The organism is Streptomyces sp. NPDC093546, from assembly GCF_044765045.1.
Classification (GTDB): domain Bacteria; phylum Actinomycetota; class Actinomycetes; order Streptomycetales; family Streptomycetaceae; genus Streptomyces.
This window is the reverse complement of sequence record NZ_JBIWJG010000001.1, coordinates 224,175-244,677: the sequence shown is the minus strand read 5'-3', so window position 1 is coordinate 244,677 and position 20,503 is coordinate 224,175. Positions and strand designations below refer to the sequence as shown.

Annotated in this window: 20 protein-coding genes; 1 reads left to right on the top strand and 19 read right to left on the bottom strand. The window is 70.0% G+C overall.

What is annotated here, in order from left to right; translation table 11 throughout:
• Positions 1-172: 172 nt before the first annotated feature.
• A complete protein-coding gene (locus ACIRNI_RS01105; RefSeq protein ID WP_403547762.1) occupies positions 173-1,951 on the top strand; it encodes a glycosyl hydrolase family 18 protein in 1,779 nt (592 codons plus the stop codon).
• Positions 1,952-2,050: 99 nt separating this feature from the next.
• Here the strand turns inward: ACIRNI_RS01105 and ACIRNI_RS01100 are convergent, their stop codons facing one another.
• The 19 genes from ACIRNI_RS01100 to ACIRNI_RS01010 form a co-directional block, all read right to left on the bottom strand.
• On the bottom strand, positions 2,051-2,497 hold the full coding sequence (locus ACIRNI_RS01100; RefSeq protein WP_403547196.1) for a DUF2550 domain-containing protein: 447 nt from the start codon (positions 2,495-2,497) through the stop codon (positions 2,051-2,053).
• Between the two features lie 174 nt (positions 2,498-2,671).
• Positions 2,672-3,052 (bottom strand): F0F1 ATP synthase subunit epsilon, encoded by a 381-nt coding sequence (locus ACIRNI_RS01095; protein WP_355362859.1) that lies wholly within the window; start codon positions 3,050-3,052, stop codon positions 2,672-2,674.
• A gap of 126 nt (positions 3,053-3,178) precedes the next feature.
• Positions 3,179-4,621, bottom strand: coding sequence for a F0F1 ATP synthase subunit beta (atpD, locus tag ACIRNI_RS01090; RefSeq protein ID WP_403547194.1), 1,443 nt, complete (start codon positions 4,619-4,621; stop codon positions 3,179-3,181).
• A complete protein-coding gene (locus ACIRNI_RS01085; protein ID WP_403547192.1) occupies positions 4,621-5,559 on the bottom strand; it encodes a F0F1 ATP synthase subunit gamma in 939 nt (312 codons plus the stop codon). Before ACIRNI_RS01085 ends, atpD begins: the two co-directional genes overlap by 1 nt.
• Positions 5,560-5,579: 20 nt before the next feature.
• A complete protein-coding gene (gene atpA / locus ACIRNI_RS01080) occupies positions 5,580-7,169 on the bottom strand; it encodes a F0F1 ATP synthase subunit alpha (RefSeq protein ID WP_355362865.1) in 1,590 nt (529 codons plus the stop codon).
• Positions 7,170-7,295: 126 nt separating this feature from the next.
• The gene (locus ACIRNI_RS01075) at positions 7,296-8,111 is read right to left on the bottom strand and encodes a F0F1 ATP synthase subunit delta (protein WP_403547190.1); all 816 of its coding nucleotides are present in this window, start codon (positions 8,109-8,111) and stop codon (positions 7,296-7,298) included.
• Positions 8,108-8,653 carry a F0F1 ATP synthase subunit B gene (locus ACIRNI_RS01070; protein WP_031073811.1) on the bottom strand — a complete coding sequence of 182 codons (546 nt, stop codon included), beginning with the start codon at positions 8,651-8,653 and terminating at the stop codon, positions 8,108-8,110. Before ACIRNI_RS01070 ends, ACIRNI_RS01075 begins: the two co-directional genes overlap by 4 nt.
• A 41-nt stretch (positions 8,654-8,694) precedes the next feature.
• Positions 8,695-8,934 carry an ATP synthase F0 subunit C gene (gene atpE, locus ACIRNI_RS01065; protein ID WP_031073813.1) on the bottom strand — a complete coding sequence of 80 codons (240 nt, stop codon included), beginning with the start codon at positions 8,932-8,934 and terminating at the stop codon, positions 8,695-8,697.
• Positions 8,935-9,019: 85 nt separating this feature from the next.
• Entirely contained in the window at positions 9,020-9,829 is an 810-nt protein-coding gene (atpB, locus tag ACIRNI_RS01060; RefSeq protein WP_355362870.1) for a F0F1 ATP synthase subunit A, read from the bottom strand.
• A gap of 225 nt (positions 9,830-10,054) precedes the next feature.
• On the bottom strand, positions 10,055-10,468 hold the full coding sequence (locus ACIRNI_RS01055; protein ID WP_403547188.1) for a hypothetical protein: 414 nt from the start codon (positions 10,466-10,468) through the stop codon (positions 10,055-10,057).
• Between the two features lie 262 nt (positions 10,469-10,730).
• On the bottom strand, positions 10,731-12,044 hold the full coding sequence (locus ACIRNI_RS01050) for an MraY family glycosyltransferase (protein WP_403547186.1): 1,314 nt from the start codon (positions 12,042-12,044) through the stop codon (positions 10,731-10,733).
• Between the two features lie 106 nt (positions 12,045-12,150).
• Positions 12,151-13,425 (bottom strand): serine hydroxymethyltransferase, encoded by a 1,275-nt coding sequence (glyA, locus tag ACIRNI_RS01045; protein WP_403547184.1) that lies wholly within the window; start codon positions 13,423-13,425, stop codon positions 12,151-12,153.
• Between the two features lie 156 nt (positions 13,426-13,581).
• Positions 13,582-14,226, bottom strand: coding sequence for a protein-tyrosine-phosphatase (locus tag ACIRNI_RS01040; RefSeq protein WP_355362878.1), 645 nt, complete (start codon positions 14,224-14,226; stop codon positions 13,582-13,584).
• The gene (locus tag ACIRNI_RS01035) at positions 14,223-14,870 is read right to left on the bottom strand and encodes an L-threonylcarbamoyladenylate synthase (protein WP_355362880.1); all 648 of its coding nucleotides are present in this window, start codon (positions 14,868-14,870) and stop codon (positions 14,223-14,225) included. Before ACIRNI_RS01035 ends, ACIRNI_RS01040 begins: the two co-directional genes overlap by 4 nt.
• Positions 14,871-14,908: 38 nt before the next feature.
• Entirely contained in the window at positions 14,909-15,790 is an 882-nt protein-coding gene (gene prmC, locus ACIRNI_RS01030; RefSeq protein WP_403547181.1) for a peptide chain release factor N(5)-glutamine methyltransferase, read from the bottom strand.
• A gap of 25 nt (positions 15,791-15,815) precedes the next feature.
• Entirely contained in the window at positions 15,816-16,895 is a 1,080-nt protein-coding gene (gene prfA / locus ACIRNI_RS01025; protein WP_403547179.1) for a peptide chain release factor 1, read from the bottom strand.
• A gap of 111 nt (positions 16,896-17,006) precedes the next feature.
• Positions 17,007-17,231: a 50S ribosomal protein L31 gene (gene rpmE / locus ACIRNI_RS01020; protein WP_355362886.1), complete on the bottom strand. Its 225-nt coding sequence runs from the start codon at positions 17,229-17,231 to the stop codon at positions 17,007-17,009.
• Positions 17,232-17,385: 154 nt separating this feature from the next.
• Positions 17,386-18,483, bottom strand: a complete 1,098-nt coding sequence (locus tag ACIRNI_RS01015) for an LCP family protein (protein ID WP_403547177.1) — start codon at positions 18,481-18,483, stop codon at positions 17,386-17,388.
• Positions 18,484-18,734: 251 nt separating this feature from the next.
• Positions 18,735-20,489, bottom strand: coding sequence for a trypsin-like serine protease (locus tag ACIRNI_RS01010; RefSeq protein WP_403547175.1), 1,755 nt, complete (start codon positions 20,487-20,489; stop codon positions 18,735-18,737).
• Positions 20,490-20,503: the final 14 nt, after the last annotated feature.

The window sequence follows — 20,503 nt, the reverse complement described above, 5'->3', positions numbered from 1 at the left end:
TCCAGACCTTCCTACGCTCACGGCGCGCACCTTTCACGGACCCAACCAACCCCCACCATGTCCGTCCGCATCTTGAGGAGCACCGTTGAGCACTCAAGCACTCCCGCGCAGATCGAGGTTCCGGGCCAGAGCCACGGCCGGACTGACCGCCCTTCTGCTGCCGCTGGCCGCCATGGTCGGCCTCGCCTCCCCCGCCCAGGCCGCGGCCTCCGCCACCGCCTCGTACACCAAGGTCTCCGAATGGGGCTCCGGCTTCGAGGGCAAGTGGACGGTGAAGAACACCGGCACCACCACCCTCTCCTCCTGGACCGTCGAGTGGGACTTCCCCTCCGGCACGTCGGTCACCTCCGCCTGGGACGCCACCGTCACGGGAAGCGGCACCCACTGGACCGCCAAGAACGTCGGCTGGAACGGCACCCTCGCCCCGGGCGCCTCCGTCTCCTTCGGGTTCAACGGCACCGGCACGGGCTCCCCGACCGGCTGCAAGCTGAACGGCGGCTCGTGCGACGGCGGCCCCACCGTCCCCGGTGACACCCCGCCCTCCGCGCCCGGCACCCCCGCGGCCTCGGACATCACCGACACCTCGGTGAAGCTCAGCTGGACCGCCGCCACCGACGACAAGGGCGTCAAGAACTACGACGTCCTGCGCGACGGCGTCAAGGTCGCCACGGTGACGGGGCTGACGTACACCAACACCGGCCTGACGGCCGGCACGGACTACTCGTACGCCGTCCAGGCCCGCGACACCGCCGACCAGACCGGACCGGTCAGCGGCTCCCGCGCCGTGCGCACCACCGGCGGCGGCACCGACCCCGGCCCGGGCCCCGGCCCCGGCTCCAAGGTCAACCTGGGCTACTTCACCAACTGGGGCGTCTACGGACGCAACTACCACGTCAAGAACCTGGTGACGTCCGGCTCCGCGCAGAAGATCACGCACATCAACTACGCCTTCGGCAACGTCCAGAACGGCAAGTGCACCATCGGCGACGCCTTCGCCGACTATGACAAGGCCTACACCGCCGACCAGTCCGTCGACGGCAAGGCCGACACCTGGGACCAGCCGCTGCGCGGCAACTTCAACCAGCTGCGCAAGCTCAAGGCCCAGTACCCGCACATCAAGGTGCTGTGGTCGTTCGGCGGCTGGACCTGGTCCGGCGGCTTCCCCGACGCCGTGAAGAACCCGACGGCCTTCGCCCAGTCCTGCTACGACCTGGTCGAGGACCCGCGCTGGGCCGACGTCTTCGACGGCATCGACCTGGACTGGGAGTACCCGAACGCCTGCGGTCTGTCCTGCGACACCACCAGCGGCCCGGCGGCCTTCAGCACCATGATGAAGGCCATGCGGGCGAAGTTCGGCCCCAACAACCTGGTCACCGCGGCCGTCACCGCCGACGCCTCCGCCGGCGGCAAGATCGACGCGGCCGACTACGGCGTCGCCGCGCAGTACATCGACTGGTACAACGTGATGACGTACGACTTCTTCGGCGCCTGGGCCGCGAAGGGCCCGACGGCCCCGCACTCCCCGCTCACCTCGTACCCGGGCATCCCGCAGGCGGGCTACAACTCCGCCGAGGCGATCGCCAAGTTCAAGGCGAAGGGCGTGCCCTCCGCCAAGCTGCTCCTCGGCATCGGCTTCTACGGGCGCGGCTGGACCGGCGTGACCCAGAAGGAGCCGGGCGGCACGGCGACGGGCCCGGCGGCCGGCACGTACGAGCAGGGCATCGAGGACTACAAGGTCCTCAAGGCCTCCTGCCCGGCCAACGGCACCGTCGCGGGCACGGCGTACGCGCACTGCGGTACGAACTGGTGGAGCTACGACACCCCGGCGACGATCGCCGGGAAGATGACGTGGGCGAAGAACCAGGGCCTCGGTGGCGCCTTCTTCTGGGAGTTCAGCGGTGACACCGCCAACGGCGAGCTGGTCGGCGCGATCAGCAACGGGCTGAAGTAGACACCCGCGAAGCCCCCCACGAAAAAGGAGGAGCCGCACCCCTCGGGGTGCGGCTCCTCCCACGTCTCACGTCACGTGTCTATGCGACATTGCCCTTTTTCAGGCCACATTGACTCGCTGGCCGGGCGGGGCCGCCTCCAGCCACGCCAGGAAGCCGGTCAGCGCGTCCTCGCTCATCGCCAGCTCCAGGCGCGTGCCGTGGTGCAGGCAGCCGAGGATCACCGAGTCCGACAGGAGCGCCAGCTCCTCCTCGCCCTCGGGCATCCGGCGCGCCAGCACCTCGATGCCGGAGCGCTCCAGGAGGCGGCGGGGGCGGGGCGCGTAGGAGAAGACGCGGAACCAGGCGATGCGGTCGCCGCTGTACCGGGCCACGCCGTAGACCCAGCCCTTGCCCGTGGGGTCGCCCTCCTCCGGGACGTTCCAGCGCAGGCTGCAGTCGAAGGTGCCGCCGGAGCGCTGGATCAGCCTCCGGCGCAGTCCGAACACGAAGAGCCCGATCACCACCAGGGCGACGACCACGGCGCTCACAAGCAGAGCGAGGAACATCTCCACCGACCTCCTCGCATCGTCCCGTACCGGCCGTACCGGAATCCGTATCGGATCACAATCTGCACCTGCACTGCACCTGTCTGCACTGCACCTGCATCGCCTCAGCCGCGGCCCGGTCTGGATGGTTCCAGCCGGGGCCGCGGCTGAGGGCACAACTGTTGGTGCGGTGCGTCAGCGTACCGCTGCCGTCACCGCACGCAGCCGGACGTCGGCGCGGCGCTCGGCCGCGGCATCCGACTCCGCCTTCGCGCGCTCCAGCGCACGCTCGGCGCGCTGGGGGTCGATCTCGTCCGCCAGCTCGGCGATCTCCGCGAGCAGCGACAGCTTGTTGTCCGCGAAGGTGATGAAACCGCCGTGCACGGCGGCGACGACGGTCGCGCCCTCACTCGTACGGATGGTCACCGGGCCCGACTCCAGCACACCGAGCAGCGGCTGGTGGCCGGGCATGACGCCGATGTCGCCGGACGTGGTGCGCGCGATGACCAGGGTGGCCTCGCCGGACCAGACACTCCGGTCCGCGGCGACCAGCTCGACGTGCAGCTCAGCAGCCAAGGGTGGCTCCTCGGGTCACCACCCGGCCGCTCGGCCGGGTGTTGGGTCAATTCTACGGGGCGTGGAGAAGGGGGCGGGACGGACCCGCCCCCTTCCATGAGTCAGCGGCGCTCGGGAGCGCGTGGCTCAGGAGACGCCCAGCTCCTTGGCGTTCTTCTTCAGGTCCTCGAGACCACCGCACATGAAGAAGGCCTGCTCGGGGAAGTGGTCGTACTCGCCGTCGCAGATCGCGTTGAACGCGGCGATCGACTCGTCGAGCGGCACGTCCGAACCGTCCACACCGGTGAACTGCTTCGCCGCGTGGGTGTTCTGCGACAGGAAGCGCTCGACGCGACGGGCACGGTGGACAACGAGCTTGTCCTCCTCGCCCAGCTCGTCGATACCGAGGATCGCGATGATGTCCTGGAGGTCCTTGTACTTCTGGAGGATCCCCTTGACGCGCATGGCGGCCTCGTAGTGGTCCTGCGCGATGTAGCGCGGGTCCAGGATCCGGGACGTGGAGTCCAGCGGGTCCACGGCCGGGTAGATGCCCTTCTCGGAGATCGGACGGGAGAGAACCGTCGTCGCGTCGAGGTGGGCGAAGGTGGTGGCCGGGGCCGGGTCGGTCAGGTCGTCCGCGGGGACGTAGATCGCCTGCATCGAGGTGATCGAGTGACCACGCGTCGAGGTGATGCGCTCCTGCAGCAGACCCATCTCGTCGGCCAGGTTCGGCTGGTAACCCACCGCGGACGGCATACGGCCGAGCAGGGTGGACACCTCGGAGCCGGCCTGGGTGAACCGGAAGATGTTGTCGATGAAGAAGAGCACGTCCTGCTTCTGCACATCGCGGAAGTACTCCGCCATGGTCAGACCGGCCAGGGCGACGCGCAGACGGGTGCCCGGGGGCTCGTCCATCTGGCCGAAGACCAGGGCGGTCTTGTCCAGAACGCCGGACTCTTCCATCTCCGCGATGAGGTCGTTGCCCTCACGGGTGCGCTCACCGACGCCCGCGAAGACGGAAACGCCTTCGTGGAGGTTGGCGACACGCATGATCATTTCCTGGATCAGCACGGTCTTGCCGACACCGGCACCACCGAACAGACCGATCTTTCCACCCTTGACGTACGGGGTGAGAAGGTCGACGACCTTCAGGCCGGTCTCGAACATCTCGGTCTTGGACTCGAGCTGGTCGAAGGCGGGGGCCTTGCGGTGGATCGGCCAGCGCTCGCCGACGTTGGCGTTCTCCTCCGGGACGTTCAGCACCTCACCGAGGGTGTTGAACACCTTGCCCTTGGTGAAGTCGCCGACCGGGACGGAGATGCCCGCGCCCGTGTCGGTCACCGGGGCCTGGCGGACCAGGCCGTCGGTGGGCTGCATGGAGATGGCGCGGACGATGCCGTCGCCGAGGTGCTGGGCGACCTCGAGCGTCAGCGTCTTCTTCTTGCCGTCCTCGGCAGGGTCCGCGACCTCGACGGTCAGCGCGTTGTAGATCTCCGGCATCGCGTCGACGGGGAACTCCACGTCGACGACCGGGCCGATGACCCGGGCGACGCGGCCCGTGGCGGCGGCCGTCTCAACAGTGGTCGTCATTACTTGTCACTCCCCGCGGTCGCGTCGGCCAGGGCGCTGGCGCCACCGACGATCTCGCTGATTTCCTGGGTGATTTCGGCCTGGCGGGCCGCGTTGGCAAGTCGGGAGAGCGTGTTGATCAGCTCGCCCGCGTTGTCGGTCGCCGACTTCATCGCCCGGCGACGGGCCGCGTGCTCGGAGGCGGCGGCCTGCAGCAGGGCGTTGTAGACCCGGCTCTCGACGTAGCGCGGCAGCAGGGCGTCGAGGACGTCCTCCGCCGACGGCTCGAAGTCGAACAGGGGAAGGATCTCGCCCTTGCCCCCCGCGGCGGAAGCCGCTGATGTCTCGGTCTCCGTGCCCTTGTCGAGGCTGAGCGGCAGCATCCGGTTGTCCACCGGCGTCTGCGTCATCATCGACACGAACTCCGTGAAGACGATGTGCAGCTCGTCGACGCCACCCTCTGCGGTGTCCTGCTGGACGGCCGCGATGAGCGGCGCGGCGACCTTCTTGGCGTCCGCGTAGCTCGGGCTGTCGGTGAAGCCGGTCCACGACTCCGCGACCTTGCGCTCGCGGAAGCCGTAGTAGGCGACACCCTTGCGGCCGACGATGTACGTGTCGACCTCCTTGCCCTCGCCACGAAGCCGCTCGGTGAGCCGGTCGGCCTGCTTGATGGCGTTGGAGGAGTAGCCGCCGGCCAGACCGCGGTCGCTCGTGATGAGCAGGACCGCGGCACGGGTCGGGGTGTCCGCCTCCGTGGTGAGCGGGTGGTTGGTGTTCGATCCGGTCGCCACCGCCGTGACCGCGCGGGTGAGCTCGGTCGCGTACGGCGTGGAGGCCGCCACCTTGCGCTGCGCCTTGACGATGCGCGAGGCGGCGATCATCTCCATCGCCTTGGTGATCTTCTTCGTCGCGGTGACGGACCGGATGCGACGCTTGTAGACCCGGAGCTGCGCTCCCATGAGTCAGGTCCCTTCCGTCGTCACTTCGAGGCGGCCGGGGCGTCCTCGGCAAGGAGCTTGCCGTCCGACGTCTCGAACTGCTTCTTGAACGCGGCGATGGCGTCGCCGACGGCCTGGAGGGTGTCGTCCGACATCTTGGCGCCCTCGCGGATGGAGGTCATCAGGCCCTTGTGGTCGCGGTGCAGGTAGTCCAGCAGCTCGCGCTCGAAGCGGCGGATGTCGTTGACCGGGACGTCGTCCATCTTGCCCGTGGTGCCGGCCCAGACGGAGACGACCTGATTCTCGGTCGCCATCGGCTGGTACTGCGGCTGCTTCAGCAGCTCGACCATGCGCTTACCGCGCTCCAGGGCGGCCTTCGACGCGGCGTCCAGGTCGGAACCGAAGGCGGCGAACGCCTCCAGCTCGCGGTACTGGGCGAGGTCCACGCGGAGACGGCCGGAGACCTGGCGCATCGCCTTGTGCTGGGCGGAGCCACCGACACGGGAGACCGAGATACCGACGTTCAGGGCCGGGCGCTGACCGGCGTTGAACAGGTCGGACTCCAGGAAGCACTGGCCGTCGGTGATGGAGATGACGTTGGTCGGGATGAACGCCGAGACGTCGTTGGCCTTGGTCTCGACGATCGGCAGACCGGTCATCGAGCCGGCACCCATGTCGTCGGAGAGCTTGGCGCAGCGCTCCAGCAGACGCGAGTGCAGGTAGAAGACGTCACCCGGGTAGGCCTCACGGCCCGGCGGGCGGCGCAGCAGCAGGGACACGGCGCGGTAGGCGTCGGCCTGCTTCGAGAGGTCGTCGAAGACGATGAGGACGTGCTTGCCCTCGTACATCCACTGCTGACCGATGGCCGAGCCGGTGTAGGGCGCGAGGAACTTGAAGCCGGCCGGGTCGGACGCCGGGGCGGCGACGATGGTCGTGTACTCCAGGGCGCCGGCCTCCTCCAGCGCGCCGCGCACGGACGCGATGGTGGAGCCCTTCTGGCCGATGGCGACGTAGATGCAGCGGACCTGCTTCTTCGGGTCGCCCGAGCGCCAGTTGTCGCGCTGGTTGATGATCGTGTCGACGGCCAGGGCGGTCTTGCCGGTCTGGCGGTCACCGATGATCAGCTGACGCTGGCCACGGCCGATCGGGGTCATCGCGTCGACGGCCTTGTAGCCGGTCTCCATCGGCTCGTGCACCGACTTGCGCTGCATGACCGTGGGGGCCTGCAGCTCAAGGGCGCGGCGGCCGCTGGTCTCGATCTCGCCGAGGCCGTCGATCGGGTTGCCGAGCGGGTCGACGACCCGGCCCAGGTACCCCTCGCCGACGGCGACGGACAGGACCTCGCCGGTACGGGTGACCGACTGGCCCTCCTCGATGCCGCTGAACTCACCGAGGACAATGGCACCGATCTCGCGCTCCTCGAGGTTGAGGGCGAGGCCGAGGGTGCCGTCCTCGAACTTCAGCAGCTCGTTCGCCATGGTCGAGGGCAGACCCTCGACCTTCGCGATGCCGTCGCCGGCCAGGCTGACCGTACCGACCTCCTCGCGCGAGGCCGCGTCCGGCTTGTACGACTGGACAAAGTTCTCCAGCGCGTCCCGGATCTCCTCCGGCCGGATCGTGAGCTCCGCCATCTGGGTTCCCTGCTCTCCTTGTTGGGCCCGAAGTATCTTTGGGGGATCTGGGGGCTCCCCCCAGAACTTCTGCATCCTGTGCACGGCCCAACCGGGCCGTAGGTAACGCTTGTTGAGTTGGTGGCCTCAGCCGGCCAGCCGCCGGGCCGCCTCTGCGAGACGGTTCACGACGGTGCCGTCGATGACCTCGTCGCCGACGCGGACCGTGATCCCGCCGAGGACCGTGGGGTCCACGTCGAGGTTCAGGTGCATCTGCCGGCCGTACAGCTTCGCCAGCACGGCGCCGAGGCGCTGCTTCTGCTGGTCGGTGAGCGGCACCGCCGAGGTGACGACCGCGACCATCCGGTCCCGGCGCGCCGCGGCGAGCTTGGACAGGGATTCGAGTCCCGCCTCCAGGCTACGTCCCCGCGGCTGCGTCACAAGACGCACGACGAGCCGCTCCGTGGCCGGATCGGTCTTGCCACCGAGCAGGCTGCGCAGCAGCTGGCCCTTGGCGGGCGCGGTGGCGGCCTTGTCGGTCAGCGCGGCCCGCAGCTCGGTGCTGGACGCGACGATCCGGCCGAACCGGAACAGCTCGTCCTCGACGTCGTCCAGCGCACCGGCCTTCTGCGCGGCGGAGAGGTCGGCGGTGTTCGCCAGCTCCTCCAGCGCGTCGACCAGGTCGCGCGAGTACGACCAGCGGGAGCGGACCATGCCGGAGACCAGGTCGACGGCTTCCCCGCCCACCTGACCGCTCAGCAGTCGCGCGGCCAGCTCGGCCTTGGCCTCGCCGGCCTGCGCCGGGTCGGTCAGGACCCGACGCAGCGATACCTCGCGGTCGAGCAGCGCGGTGACGGCGGCCAGATCGCCGGCGAGCTTCGCCACGTCGACCGACGTGTTGTCGGTCAGCGCGTCGAGACGCTCGCGGGCGGCGGCCAGTGCCTCGCGGCTCGCTCCGTTCATCGGGCGGCCTCGGCCTTCTCCTCGAGCTCGTCGAGGAAGCGGTCGATGGTGCGGCTCTGGCGGGCGACGTCCTCGAGGGACTCGCCGACCAGCTTGCCGGCCAGGTCGGTGGCGAGCTTGCCCACGTCCTGGCGCAGCGCGGTCGCCGCGGCCTTGCGGTCGGCCTCGATCTGGGCGTGGCCGGCCGCGATGATCTCCTCGCGCTGGCGCTGGCCCTCCGCCTTCATCTCCTGGATGATCGCGGCGCCCTGCTCCTGCGCCTCCTGACGCAGCCGCGCGGCCTCGTGACGGGCCTCGGCGAGCTGAGCCTTGTACTGCTCCAGCACACTCTGGGCTTCGATCTGGGCCGACTCGGCCTTCTCGATGCCGCCCTCGATGGCCTCGCGACGCTCGTCCAGAACCTTGTTGATGTTCGGGAGGAGCTTCTTGGCCAGGAAGCCGAAGACGATGACGAAGGCGATCAGGCCGATGACGAGCTCGTCGAGATGCGGGATCAGAGGAGGCTGGGGCTCCTCCGCTGCCGCAAGGAACAGAGCGTTCACATCAGTGCCTTCCGTGAAAGGGGTTGGTCTGCCGGTCCGGATCAGGCGGACGGGTAGACGAAGCCCATGACGATGCCGATGAGGGCGAGCGCCTCACAGAAGGCGAAACCCATGATCTGGTTGGTACGGATCAGACCGGCCGCCTCGGGCTGGCGGGCGAGGGCCTGGGTGCCGTTACCGAAGATGATGCCGACGCCGACGCCGGGGCCGATGGCCGCGAGGCCGTAGCCGATGGAGGCGACGTTTCCGGTGACAGCGGCGAGGTTGTCGAGAGCGGACATGCCGGTTCTTCCTTCTCTTTCAAGGATCCGGTGGGGGTTGGCCACCGGACGTCTGGTGGTTTGGGGTGGCGGGGGGCCGGGCCGATCAGTGGTGCTCGGCGAGCGCGCCCTGCACGTAGTTGCAGGCCAGGAGGACGAAGACGTACGCCTGGACGGCCTGGATGAAGAGCTCGAAGGCGGTCATCACGACGACCATCACGAACGACGTGGCCGCGTAGGCGATGCCGATGCCGTTCAGCAGGTACCAGCTCGCCAGCGAGAACATCACGATCAGCAGGTGACCGGCGAACATGTTCGCGAAGAGTCGCACCGCGTGCGTGAAGGGCCGGATGATCAGGTTCGAGAAGAACTCGAGGAACACGATCAGCGGCAGGATCGCGCCGAGCGACTTGTCGTAACCGGTGATGTTCTTCCAGCCACCCACGAAGCCGTGCTTCTTGAAGGTGAGGCTGACCCACATCACGTACACGATCAGCGCGAGACCGGCCGGGAAGGCGATCAGCGAGGTGACCGGGAACTGGGCGAGCGGAATGATCGACCAGAGGTTCATGACCCAGACGAAGAAGAACAGCGACACCATGAAGGGGACGTACTTCTCGCCGTCCTTCTTGCCGATGATCTCGTAGACGATGCCGCGGCGCACGAAGTCGTACCCGGCCTCGCCGACCATCTGGAGCTTGCCCGGGACGAGCTTCGGCTTCGCGAAGGCGGCCCAGAAGAACCCGACGATCAGGATCGAGCCCAGCAGGGCCAGCAGCATCGGCTTCGTGAACTCGAAACCGCCGATGTTGGCGATGGGCTCGTACATGAACGTGTGGAGGCCCGGCGCCGGGAAGCCGCATCCGGTGAAGATGTGACAGCTCGGGTCGAAGGCAAGCGTCTGGTCAGCACTCACCGCGGGCTCCTTCAGCGTGGCGCATAGGTACGGCAACCTCGTTGTGTCGGCGCGGCACGGAGCCGCGGTTCGGCACTGGACTGGTCTTACGGATAAGGGGGCGGCGGTTCGGCGTCGAGCCTCGCGCTGGGACAGGCGTCAGCTCGGATGCCCGCGCCCGCAGTGCCGCAGTTGGCACCGGACGATAGCAGCATCTCGAACGCGCATTTATCCCGGCCCTACCTCTCACGTCGTGGACCCCGACTTCTCGGGCTCGACGTAGAGGACCTTGGCTTTCATGTACGCACGCGCCTGCGCCGCGACCCAGACGATGGTCGTCGCGAGCAGCGTGAGACTGAAGGCCTTGAAGTCGAAGAGCGTGGTGCCCTTCAGCAGGCTCAGGAAGATGAAGAGCACCAGCAGCTGGGCCGTGTAGAGCATGAGGCCCATGGCCTGGAAGAGGTGCGGCATCGACTTCGCCGTCCGCTGCAGCACCACGAGCCCGATGCCCATGAAGACGACGACGACGAGCGTGCCGGCGACGGCGCCGATGGCTCCCTCGCCACCGGCGACCACGCCGCTCACGACGGTCGCGATGGCGCCGGCGGCAACGGCTGGTACGGCGGTGTGCAGGAGGGTGCGGGCGTCGTTGGACGGCATGGCGGCATCTCCGCTTGCTGGTGGGGGCAGTGGTGTCGTCATGGACGAGCGTAAGCCCGGTCCGAGGTGTGTCTCGGGGCCCAGGAACCGTCGCACTGCGGCCCCTCGACTGTGTCGCCGGGTACTCGTGAACGGTATCACAAACTATTTGAATAGGTCTTTACTCAGAGGTGTGCCAACTCTCACACATGAGAGTGACCCCGCGCGTGTGTGCGCGACAGCGCGCCCTTCTGGGTGGTAATAGGCGCGTCCGCGGCTTTCGTCAACCGCGCGTTCCGGCCTTCCGCCGGTCGGGCAGGGTGGAACGGGCGCCCAGCGCGGTCGCTCCGTTGACACCCGCCGGGACGGGCACCCGCTCCTCGTCCCCCTCCTCGGACGCGACCGAGGGCAGCGGTTCCACCGCCGGCTTGCGGCGCCGGTAGCGCGGCGGAACGAACGACTCCGCCCAGCGCGGGGCGCGCGGCGTGAAGCGCGGCAGCAGCAGGAGCACCAGGCCGATCGCGGAGAGCGCGACGATGACCAGCACGATCCACATCGACGCCGAGTGCACCGAGTAGGCCAACGTGCCGAAGGCGATCAGCGCCGACCAGAAGTACATGATCAGCACGGCGCGGCTGTGCGAGTGCCCGATCTCCAGCAGCCGGTGGTGCAGGTGCCCCCGGTCCGCGGCGAACGGCGACTGACCGTTCCAGGTGCGGCGCACGATGGCGAGGACCAGGTCCGCCATCGGGATCGCGATGATCGTCAGCGGCAGCAGCAGCGGGATGAAGACCGGCAGCGCGGCGTGCGTGGCCTGGCGGGTCGAGCCCTCGAAGATCTTCAGCGCGTCGGGGTCGACCTGGCCGGTGATGGAGATGGCGGAGGCGGCGAGGACGAGGCCGATCAGCATCGAGCCGGAGTCGCCCATGAAGATCCGCGCCGGGTGCATGTTGTGTGGCAGGAAGCCCAGGCACATGCCCATGAGGATCACCGCGAAGAGCGTCGCCGGGGCGGCGGCCTCGATCGTGTAGCCGAACCAGATCCGGTACGCGTAGAGGAAGAACGCGGCCGCGGCGATGCAGACCATGCCGGCCGCGAGGCCGTCGAGACCGTCGACGAAGTTCACCGCGTTGATGGTGATGACCACCAGCGCGACGGTCAGCAGCGTGCCCTGCCACTGGGTGAGCGCGACCGTGCCGACGCCGGGGATCGGCAGCCACAGGATCGTCAGGCCCTGCATCACCATCACGCCCGCGGCGATCATCTGCCCGCCGAGCTTGATCAGCGCGTCGATCTCGAACTTGTCGTCCAGCACGCCGATCAGCCAGATCAGCGCGGCGCCCGACAGCAGGGCCCGCGGCTCGTTCGACAGCTCGAAGACGCTGTTGAGGTTGTGCAGGTGGTCCGCGACGAGCAGGCCGGCGCACAGCCCGAAGAACATGGCGATGCCGCCGAGCCGCGGCGTCGGTTCTCGGTGTACGTCGCGGGCACGGATCTCCGGCATCGCGCCGGCCGCGATGGCGAACTTCCGCACCGGACCGGTCAGCAGATAGGTCACCGCGGCCGTGACACAGAGCGTCAGCAGGTAATCACGCACGGGCTGCCCCACAGGAATCGCTGGCCATCTCAGCCCCACACCCTAGTCCCGATGGCCCTGTGCTTGAGGACACGCAGGCGGCGGCTACGGTTCCACGGCCCCGCTTCTACCCCCGATACGGGGGAAATCCCTCGGCCAGTTCCCGCACATCGGAGCGGACGCGCGGCGCCTCGGCGTCGTCCGCGCGCAGCGCCGCCGTGAACAGCGCGGCGATCCGCGCCATCTCCGCGGTGCCCATCCCCTGCGTGGTCACGGCCGCCGTGCCGAGGCGGATGCCGCGCCCGTCGCCGTACGGCAGGGCGCAGGTGTCCAGCACGATGCCGCAGGCCGCCAGGCGGGCCTTGACGACGCGCCCGTCCACGCCTAGCGGGGTGGCGTCGGCGGAGATCAGGTGGGTGTCGGTGCCGCCGGTGGTGACGGCGAACCCCTCGGCGGCGAGCGCCTGCGCGAGCGCCCGCGCGTTCGCCACGACCCGCCGGACGTACGCGCGGTATTCGTCGGTGGCCGCCTCACCGAACGCCACCGCCTTCGCCGCGATCGTGTGCATCTGCGCGCCGCCCTGCGTGAACGGGAACACCGCCCGGTCCATCCGCTCCGCGAGCTCCGCGCCGCACAGCAGCATGCCGCCGCGCGGCCCGCGCAGCACCTTGTGCGTGGTCGCGCACACGACGTCGGCGTACGGGACGGGGCTGGGCGCCATGCCGCCCGCGACCAGTCCGATGGGGTGGGCGGCGTCGGCGATCAGGCAGGCCCCGACCTCGTCGGCGATCTCGCGGAAGGCCGCGTAGTCGAGGTGCCGGGGGTACGAGATCGAGCCGCAGACGATCGCTTTCGGCCGGTGTTCGCGGGCGAGGACGCGGACCTGGTCGTAGTCGACGAGCCCGGACTCGGCGTCGACGCCGTACGGGACGAAGTCGAACCAGCGGCCGGAGAAGTTGGCCGGCGCGCCGTGCGTGAGGTGCCCGCCGTACTGCAGGCCCATCGCCAGGACGGTGTCCCCGGGCCTCAGCAGCGCCGCGTACGCCGCGAGGACGGCCTGCGAGCCGGAGTGGGGCTGGACGTTCGCGTGGTCCGCCCCGAAGAGCGCGGTGGCCCGCTCGACGGCGAGCCGCTCGGCGGCGTCCGCGAACTCGCAGCCGCCGTGGTAGCGGGCGCCGGGGTAGCCCTCGGCGTACTTGTTGGCGAGCGGCGAACCGAGGGCGGCGAGCACGGCGGGCGAGACGAAGTTCTCGGCGGCGATCAGCTGCAGCCCGTCGGCCTGCCGCCGCGCCTCCCCGGCCAGTACGTCGGCGATCCGGGGGTCCTGCCGGCGCAGGGCGTCGGCATCCGGGCCGTACGCGGCGAGACGCGCGTCGGCGGCGGCAGCAGCGGTGACCGGCATCTGTGGCTCCAGGCGTGGGCGTGCCCCCGTATCCACGCTCCAATGTAGGCCCGCGCCCCGCTCGGCGCCGCGTGAAAGGCCCGCGAGAGCGCTCAGCGCGGCGTCGGCACCCCCGCGAAGCCGGTCAGCGCGGCGTCGGCACCCCCGCGAAGCCGGTCAGCGCGGCGTGGGCACCCCCGTCAGCGCCGTCACCACCGGGTCCAGCGCCTGCTGGATCTCGTCGCCGATCGAGCGGAAGAACGTGATCGGCGCCCCGTACGGGTCGTTGACCTCGTCCGCCTCCGCGCTCGGGGCCAGCAGCCAGCCGCGCAGGGCCGCCGCCGCGCGGACCAGGGCGCGGGCGCGTTCGACCACGCCGTCGCTCGACGGGTCGGGGAGCGTGGCCGGGTCTATCGCCCGCACCAGGCGGGTGAACTCCTTCAGGGTGAAGGTGCGCAGGCCCGCGCTGTGGCCCATCGAGATGACCTGCGCCCGGTGGTCGCGGGTCGCCGTCAGGACCAGGTCCGCGCGGATGACGTGCTCGTCGAGCAGCTCGCGGCCGACGAAGCCGCTCGCGTCCGCGCCGAAGTCGGCGAGGACGATCTCGGCGTTGGCCTCCATGGGGGCGCCCTCGTGGCCCCAGGTGCCGGCGCTCTCCACGACCAGGCCGCCGCCCAGGGGGTCGCCCAGGCGGTCGCAGAGGAAATGGCGGGTCAGCCGCTCGGTGATGGGCGAGCGGCAGACGTTGCCGGTGCTGACGTGGAGGATGCGGAAGGTGTCGGTCTCCGTGCCGCCTATGCCACGCCCCTCAGGGGCGGTCAATTGGCCACCTCGAGATCGGGTACCACCTTGCGCAGCTCGTCCGCGGAGAGCGCGCCCGCGCGCAGCAGGACCGGGACCTTGCCGGTGACGTCGACGATCGACGACGGGACGTTGCCGGGCGTCGGGCCGCCGTCCAGGTAGACCGAGACGGAGTCGCCGAGCATGCCCTGCGCGGCGTCGCAGTCCTCCGGGGACGGGTGGCCGGTGAGGTTCGCCGAGGAGACGGCCATCGGGCCGACCTCGGTGAGCAGCTCGATGGCGACCGGGTGCAGCGGCATCCGGATCGCGACGGTGCCGCGGGTGTCGCCGAGGTCCCACTGCAGGGACGGCTGGTGCTTGGTGACCAGGGTCAGCGCGCCGGGCCAGAAGGCGTCGACGAGCTCCCACGCCTGCTCGGAGAAGTCCGTGACCAGGCCGTGCAGGGTGTTGGGCGAGCCGATCAGGACCGGGGTCGGCATGTTGCGGCCGCGCCCCTTGGCCGCCAGCAGGTCGGCGACGGCCTCCGCGCTGAAGGCGTCCGCACCGATCCCGTACACGGTGTCGGTGGGCAGCACGACGAGCTCGCCGCGGCGGACGGCGGACGCGGCCTCACGCAGGCCGGTCGTGCGGTCGGTCGCGTCGTTGCAGTCGTATCGCCGAGCCATTTAACGGGCCTCCTCGTACACGTACACGGTCTCGTGTGTCATGGCGTCGCCTTGCGCGCAGTCGCGAAGCGCGGGCGGTTGTTCAGGTCCGGGTGGTCGGCCGCGTCCGTCCAGCCGGCTTCCTCGTTGAAGATCCACGGCACCTGGCCGCCCTGGGTGTCGGCGTGCTCGATGACGACGAGGCCGCCGGGGCGGAGCAGGCGGTGGGCGGTGCGCTCGATGCCGCGGATGGTGTCGAGGCCGTCCTCGCCGGAGAAGAGCGCCATCTCCGGGTCGTGGTCGCGGGCCTCGGGGGCGACGTACTCCCACTCGGTGAGGGGGATGTACGGCGGGTTGGAGATGACCAGGTCGACCTGGCCGTCGAGCTCGGGGAGGGCGGTCAGGGCGTCGCCGTGGTGGACGGTGACCCTGGACCCCTCGGCGTTCTTGCGCGCCCACTCCAGGGCCTGCTCGGACAGCTCCACGGCGTGCACGCGGGAGCGCGGCACCTCCTGGGCCATGGCGAGGGCGATGGCGCCGGAGCCGGTGCACAGGTCGACGATGAGCGGCTCGACGACGTCCATCGCGCGGACGGCGTCTATGGCCCACCCGACGACCGACTCGGTCTCCGGGCGCGGTACGAAGACGCCCGGGCCGACCTGGAGCTCCAGGTAGCGGAAGAAGGCCCGTCCGGTGATGTGCTGGAGCGGCTCGCGGGCCTCGCGGCGGGCGATGGTCTCCCAGTAGCGGGCGTCGAAGTCCGCGTCCTTGACCGTGTGCAGCTCTCCCCGCTTGACGCCGTGCACGAACGCGGCGAGCTCCTCGGCGTCGAAGCGCGGTGAGGGTACGCCGGCGTCGGCCAGCCGCTGGGTGGCCTGGGCCACCTCGGCAAGCAGCAGAGTGCGGGGGCCTGGGGGGCGTCCCCCAGAATGTCGCTGCACGCTGGTCCTCCGTACGGGATGTGTCTTACGCGGCCGCGGCGAGCTTCGCCGCGGAGTCGGCGTCGACGCAGGCCTGGATCACGGGGTCCAGGTCGCCGTCGAGCACCTGGTCCAAGTTGTACGCCTTGAAGCCGACGCGGTGGTCCGAGATCCGGTTTTCCGGGAAGTTGTACGTACGGATCTTCTCGGACCGGTCGACGGTGCGCACCTGGCTGCGGCGCGCGTCCGCGGCGTTGCGCTCGGCCTCCTCCTGGGCGGCGGCGAGCAGCCTGGAGCGCAGGATACGCATGGCCTGCTCCTTGTTCTGGAGCTGGCTCTTCTCGTTCTGGCAGGAGGCGACGATGCCGGTCGGCAGGTGGGTGATGCGGACGGCCGAGTCGGTGGTGTTGACGGACTGGCCGCCGGGGCCGGAGGACCGGTAGACGTCGATGCGCAGGTCGTTGGCGTGGATCTCGACGTCGATCTCCTCGGCCTCCGGGGTCACGAGGACACCGGCGGCGGAGGTGTGGATGCGGCCCTGCGACTCGGTGGCCGGCACGCGCTGCACGCGGTGCACGCCGCCCTCGTACTTCAGGCGCGCCCAGACGCCCTGGCCGGGCTCGGTCGCGCCGTTGCCGCCCTTGGTCTTCACGGCGACCTGGACGTCCTTGTAGCCGCCCAGCTCGGACTCGGTGGCGTCGATGATCTCGGTCTTCCAGCCGACGCGCTCGGCGTACCGGAGGTACATGCGCAGCAGGTCGCCGGCGAAGAGGGCGGACTCGTCGCCGCCCGCGCCGGCCTTGATCTCCAGGATGACGTCCTTGTCGTCGCTGGGGTCGCGCGGGACCAGCAGCAGGCGCAGCTTCTCGGTGAGCTGCTCGCGCTGCTTCTCCAGCTCCTTGACCTCGGCGGCGAAGTCGGGGTCGTCGGCGACGAACCCCTTGGCCGTCTCGATGTCCTCGCCGGTCTGCTTCCAGGCGCGGTAGGTGGCGACGATCGGGGTCAGCTCGGCGTAGCGCTTGTTGAGCTTGCGCGCGTTGGCCTGGTCGGCGTGGACGGAGGGGTCCGCGAGCTTCTTCTCGAGGTCGGCGTGTTCGCCGATCAGTTCCTCGACCGCCTCGAACATCGGTGCTCCTGGTTTTCGTACGCGGGTTGGTGGCTGCTGCGGGAGTGAGACGGCAAACGCCGGTCCCGGCCGCCCCTCGCCGGGGCGGCCGGAGACCGGCGCAGGGGCTCGCTACTTGGCGGAGCCGGCAGCCTTCTTGCCGAAGCGGGCCTCGAAGCGGGCCACACGGCCACCGGTGTCGAGGATCTTCTGCTTGCCCGTGTAGAACGGGTGGCACTCGGAGCAGACCTCGGCACGGATGTTGCCGCCCTGGATCGTGCTACGGGTGGTGAACGACGCGCCACAGGTGCAGCTGACCTGCGTCTCGACGTACTCGGGGTGGATGTCGCGCTTCAAGGTGTCTCCTAGTTTCGGGAGGGCGCCGGGTCGCACGGGCGGGATGCGCGTGCGTGAACCGGGGCCGACGTACCAGTCTGCCAGGACCGGCCGTATCTCCCAAAACCGGGGTGGGTCCGCATCTATTCCGGAGCCGTTCCCGAGCCGGTCCGGACTACTCGACCACGCCCTGGGCCGTGCCCGTGGCGGCGTCCTTCGTGGCGGACGCGGGGATCGGCCGGTCCTGCCGCAGGGCGGTCCACACCTGCTGGGACTGGGCCTGGAGCGGGACGACGCGGTTGAGGTCGGCGGGGTCGTACCGCACCGGCAGCGTGATCATGTGGACGTCGTCGGGGCCGAGCTGCTGCAGGCCGCGGGCGAAGCCGACGAGCTCCTTGACGGTGTCGAGCTCCGCGTCGGGCGTGATGGCCTTGGTGGCGGTGTCGGCGAGGCCCCAGAGCTTCTGGGGGCTGGTGAAGACGCCGACGCTCTTGACCTGCTCGATGAAGGCCTTGATGAACGCCTGCTGGAGCTGGATGCGGCCCAGGTCGCTGCCGTCGCCGACGCCCTTGCGGGTGCGTACGAGGCCGAGGGCCTGCTCGCCGGTCAGGGTGTGCGTGCCGGCCGCCAGGTCGAGGTGGCTGGAGGTGTCCTTGATCGGCTTGGTGGTGGTGACCTCGACGCCGCCGAGCTCGTCGATGAGTTTCTTGAAGCCGGTGAAGTCGACCTCGATGTAGTGGTCCATGCGGATGCCGGACATCGCCTCGACGGTCTTGACCGCGCAGGCCGGGCCGCCGACCTCGTACGCCATGTTGAACATGGCCTTGCGCTGCCCGGGGACGGCCCGGCCGGTCTTGTCGGTGCAGTCGGGCCGCTCGACGATCGTGTCGCGCGGCACGGAGACGACGCTGGCCTTCCGGTGGCCCTCGTGGACGTGGAGGATCATCGCGGTGTCGGAGCGGGCGGCGCCCTCGTCGCGGCCGTAGGCGCCGTTGGCGCCGGCGCGGGTGTCGGAGCCGAGGACGAGGATGTCCATCGAGCCGTTGTCGACGTCCTCGGGGCGGTCGTCGTCGCGCAGCTGGGCGTTGATGTCGACGCTGTCGATGTTGCCGTTGAGGGTGACGTAGCCGTAGGCCAGTCCGCCGCCGCCGACGACCGCCAGTCCCGCCGCCGACCAGGCGGCGACGCGGACCGCCCTGCGGCCCTTGGCGGGCGGCTTGCGGCGGCGTCCGGTGGCGCGTATTCGGCTGTGGCTGCGGTCCTGCTGGGCCATGGGTGTCCTCGGTCTCGTGGTCTTCGGTCTCCCGTCCTCCCCCTGCCGCGTCAGACGGGGAAGCGGCCCACAGGGTTGCACGCACTTCTAAGAGGTGTTTGAGAAAGCGCTGTGCCCACCGTGCGGGGCACGGTGGGCACAGGTGCTCTTCTTCCCAGGTCACAGGCGGGACACGGGCGGGTTGAGGGCCCGGCCCGACTGTGACGCGGATCTCCGGCGGACCGGGGCCACGCCACGGCCCGCCGAAGACGTCAGCCGAAGATGTTGAAGGCGTTCCAGCCGCTGCCGATCTTCGTACGCGGCGAGAAGGGCGCCGAGGCGGAGCCGCGGCCGGCGTAGAACCACAGCACGCCGTCCCGGTCGCGGGCGAACAGGTCGGCCCGGCCGTCGCCGTTCACGTCGCCGGTGGCGGCGTACGCGGTGAAGTTCCAGCCCGTGCCGACGAACGTCCGCTTCCCGAAGGGAGCGCTCGCGGAGCCACGGCCCGGGTAGACGTACAGCGACCCGGAGGAGTCCCGCGCCAGCAGGTCCGCCTTGCCGTCACCGGTGTAGTCGCCCTTGCCCGTGAGGGTGAGGACGCCCCAGCCGGAACCGACCTGGACGCGCTTGCCGAAGGTGCCGTTGCCCCGGCCCGGGTAGGTCCACATGACGCCGGCGGTGTCGACGGCGAGCAGGTCGGCCTGCGCGTCGCCGGTGACGTCGCCGGGCAGGGTGATGGACTTCATCGCGCCCCAGCCGCCGCCGATGCGGGTCACGACGTACTCGCCCGCGGCGAAGTCCGGGTGGAACCAGTGCAGGTCACCGTTGGTCGTGCGGACGATGAACTCCGCGTGGTTGTCCCGCTGCAGGTCGGCCTGACGGATCAGGTTCGTCCCGGACCAGTCGCCGAGCGAGACACGGCCACCGACGGTGGTCCCCCGCGAGTAGTACTCGAAGAGCTCGCCCCCGCTCGTCCGGGCGAGGAGGTCCGCCCGGCCGTCGAAGTTGAGGTCCGTGTCGTCGATCCGCGGGTTGATGCGGCCCGTGTAGGTGCTGGTCTTGGCGTAGACGCCGTACGCGCCCGACTCGACGCAGTCCTCGACGCCCCACGAGACGACACCGGCGATGCGGCCGTTGACGACCAGCGGGCCGCCGGAGTCGCCGTTGCACGGCGAGACGGTGCCGGCGTCCTGGCCGGAGGCCGGCTCGCCCGCGCAGACCATGTTGCCCGCGACGAAGTGGGAGCCGAAGTACGCCGAGCAGGAACTGTCGGCCCGCATCGGCACGGTGGCCTTCTGCAGGACCTCGGCCGACTCGTCGCTGGTGGAGCTGATCCGGCCCCAGCCGTAGACGGTGCCCGGCGTGCCGGCCTTGTACGACAGGGTGTCGCCGGCCGACGTCGTCTGGAGTGTCTTGTACGGCATCGGGGTGTCGAGCGTCAGGACCGCGACGTCACCGTTGACGGTGGTGTCGTTGTACGCCGGGTTCACCCACTGGCGGGTGACTCCGGAGGACATGCCCTCCTCGGTCGTGTAGAACAGCTTCTCCGTACCGCCGACCACCGTGCCGTTGAGGGCCCAGTTCACGCCGTACACGCAGTGCGCGGCGGTGAGGACCTTGTTCGGCGCGACCAGCGAGCCACCGCAGAAGAAGCCGGTGCCGTCGGTGGGGTCGTAGTAGTACAGCTGCACCATCCACGGCGCCTCGGCGATCGACGCCGGCTGGCCGCTGATGATCTTCGGGTCGACCGTGGAGGGCGACGACGAACCGCTCGGGGCGGGCTTCGCCCCCGTGGCGCCGGCGTCTTCCTTCGGTCCGTCCTTCTTGAGTACGGACTTGACACCCTCGACCCGTGCCCGCAGCTCCGCCTCGGAGGACGTGGGCAGCGGGCGCACGGTCCGCTCGCCGGACAGCGGCTGGGTGTCGGTCGCCTGGGCGGGGGCGCCGCCGAGCAGCGCACCTCCCAGGGCGAATGCGGCGGCAGCCGCGGGAAGGGCTATGCGCGCCCTCCGCTGAGCAGATGTCACTCAGAAACTCCTCT

Coding starts and splice junctions, on each gene's coding strand:
- ACIRNI_RS01105 (WP_403547762.1), top strand. CDS start 173: ATGGTCGGCCTCGCCTCCCCCGCCCAGGCCGCGGCCTCCGCCACCGCC.
- ACIRNI_RS01100 (WP_403547196.1), bottom strand. CDS start 2,497: ATGTTCCTCGCTCTGCTTGTGAGCGCCGTGGTCGTCGCCCTGGTGGTG.
- atpD (WP_403547194.1), bottom strand. CDS start 4,621: ATGACGACCACTGTTGAGACGGCCGCCGCCACGGGCCGCGTCGCCCGG.
- ACIRNI_RS01085 (WP_403547192.1), bottom strand. CDS start 5,559: ATGGGAGCGCAGCTCCGGGTCTACAAGCGTCGCATCCGGTCCGTCACC.
- atpA (WP_355362865.1), bottom strand. CDS start 7,169: ATGGCGGAGCTCACGATCCGGCCGGAGGAGATCCGGGACGCGCTGGAG.
- ACIRNI_RS01075 (WP_403547190.1), bottom strand. CDS start 8,111: ATGAACGGAGCGAGCCGCGAGGCACTGGCCGCCGCCCGCGAGCGTCTC.
- atpE (WP_031073813.1), bottom strand. CDS start 8,934: ATGTCCGCTCTCGACAACCTCGCCGCTGTCACCGGAAACGTCGCCTCC.
- ACIRNI_RS01055 (WP_403547188.1), bottom strand. CDS start 10,468: ATGCCGTCCAACGACGCCCGCACCCTCCTGCACACCGCCGTACCAGCC.
- glyA (WP_403547184.1), bottom strand. CDS start 13,425: ATGCCGGTCACCGCTGCTGCCGCCGCCGACGCGCGTCTCGCCGCGTAC.
- ACIRNI_RS01035 (WP_355362880.1), bottom strand. CDS start 14,870: ATGGCTCGGCGATACGACTGCAACGACGCGACCGACCGCACGACCGGC.
- prfA (WP_403547179.1), bottom strand. CDS start 16,895: ATGTTCGAGGCGGTCGAGGAACTGATCGGCGAACACGCCGACCTCGAG.
- ACIRNI_RS01015 (WP_403547177.1), bottom strand. CDS start 18,483: ATGGCCCAGCAGGACCGCAGCCACAGCCGAATACGCGCCACCGGACGC.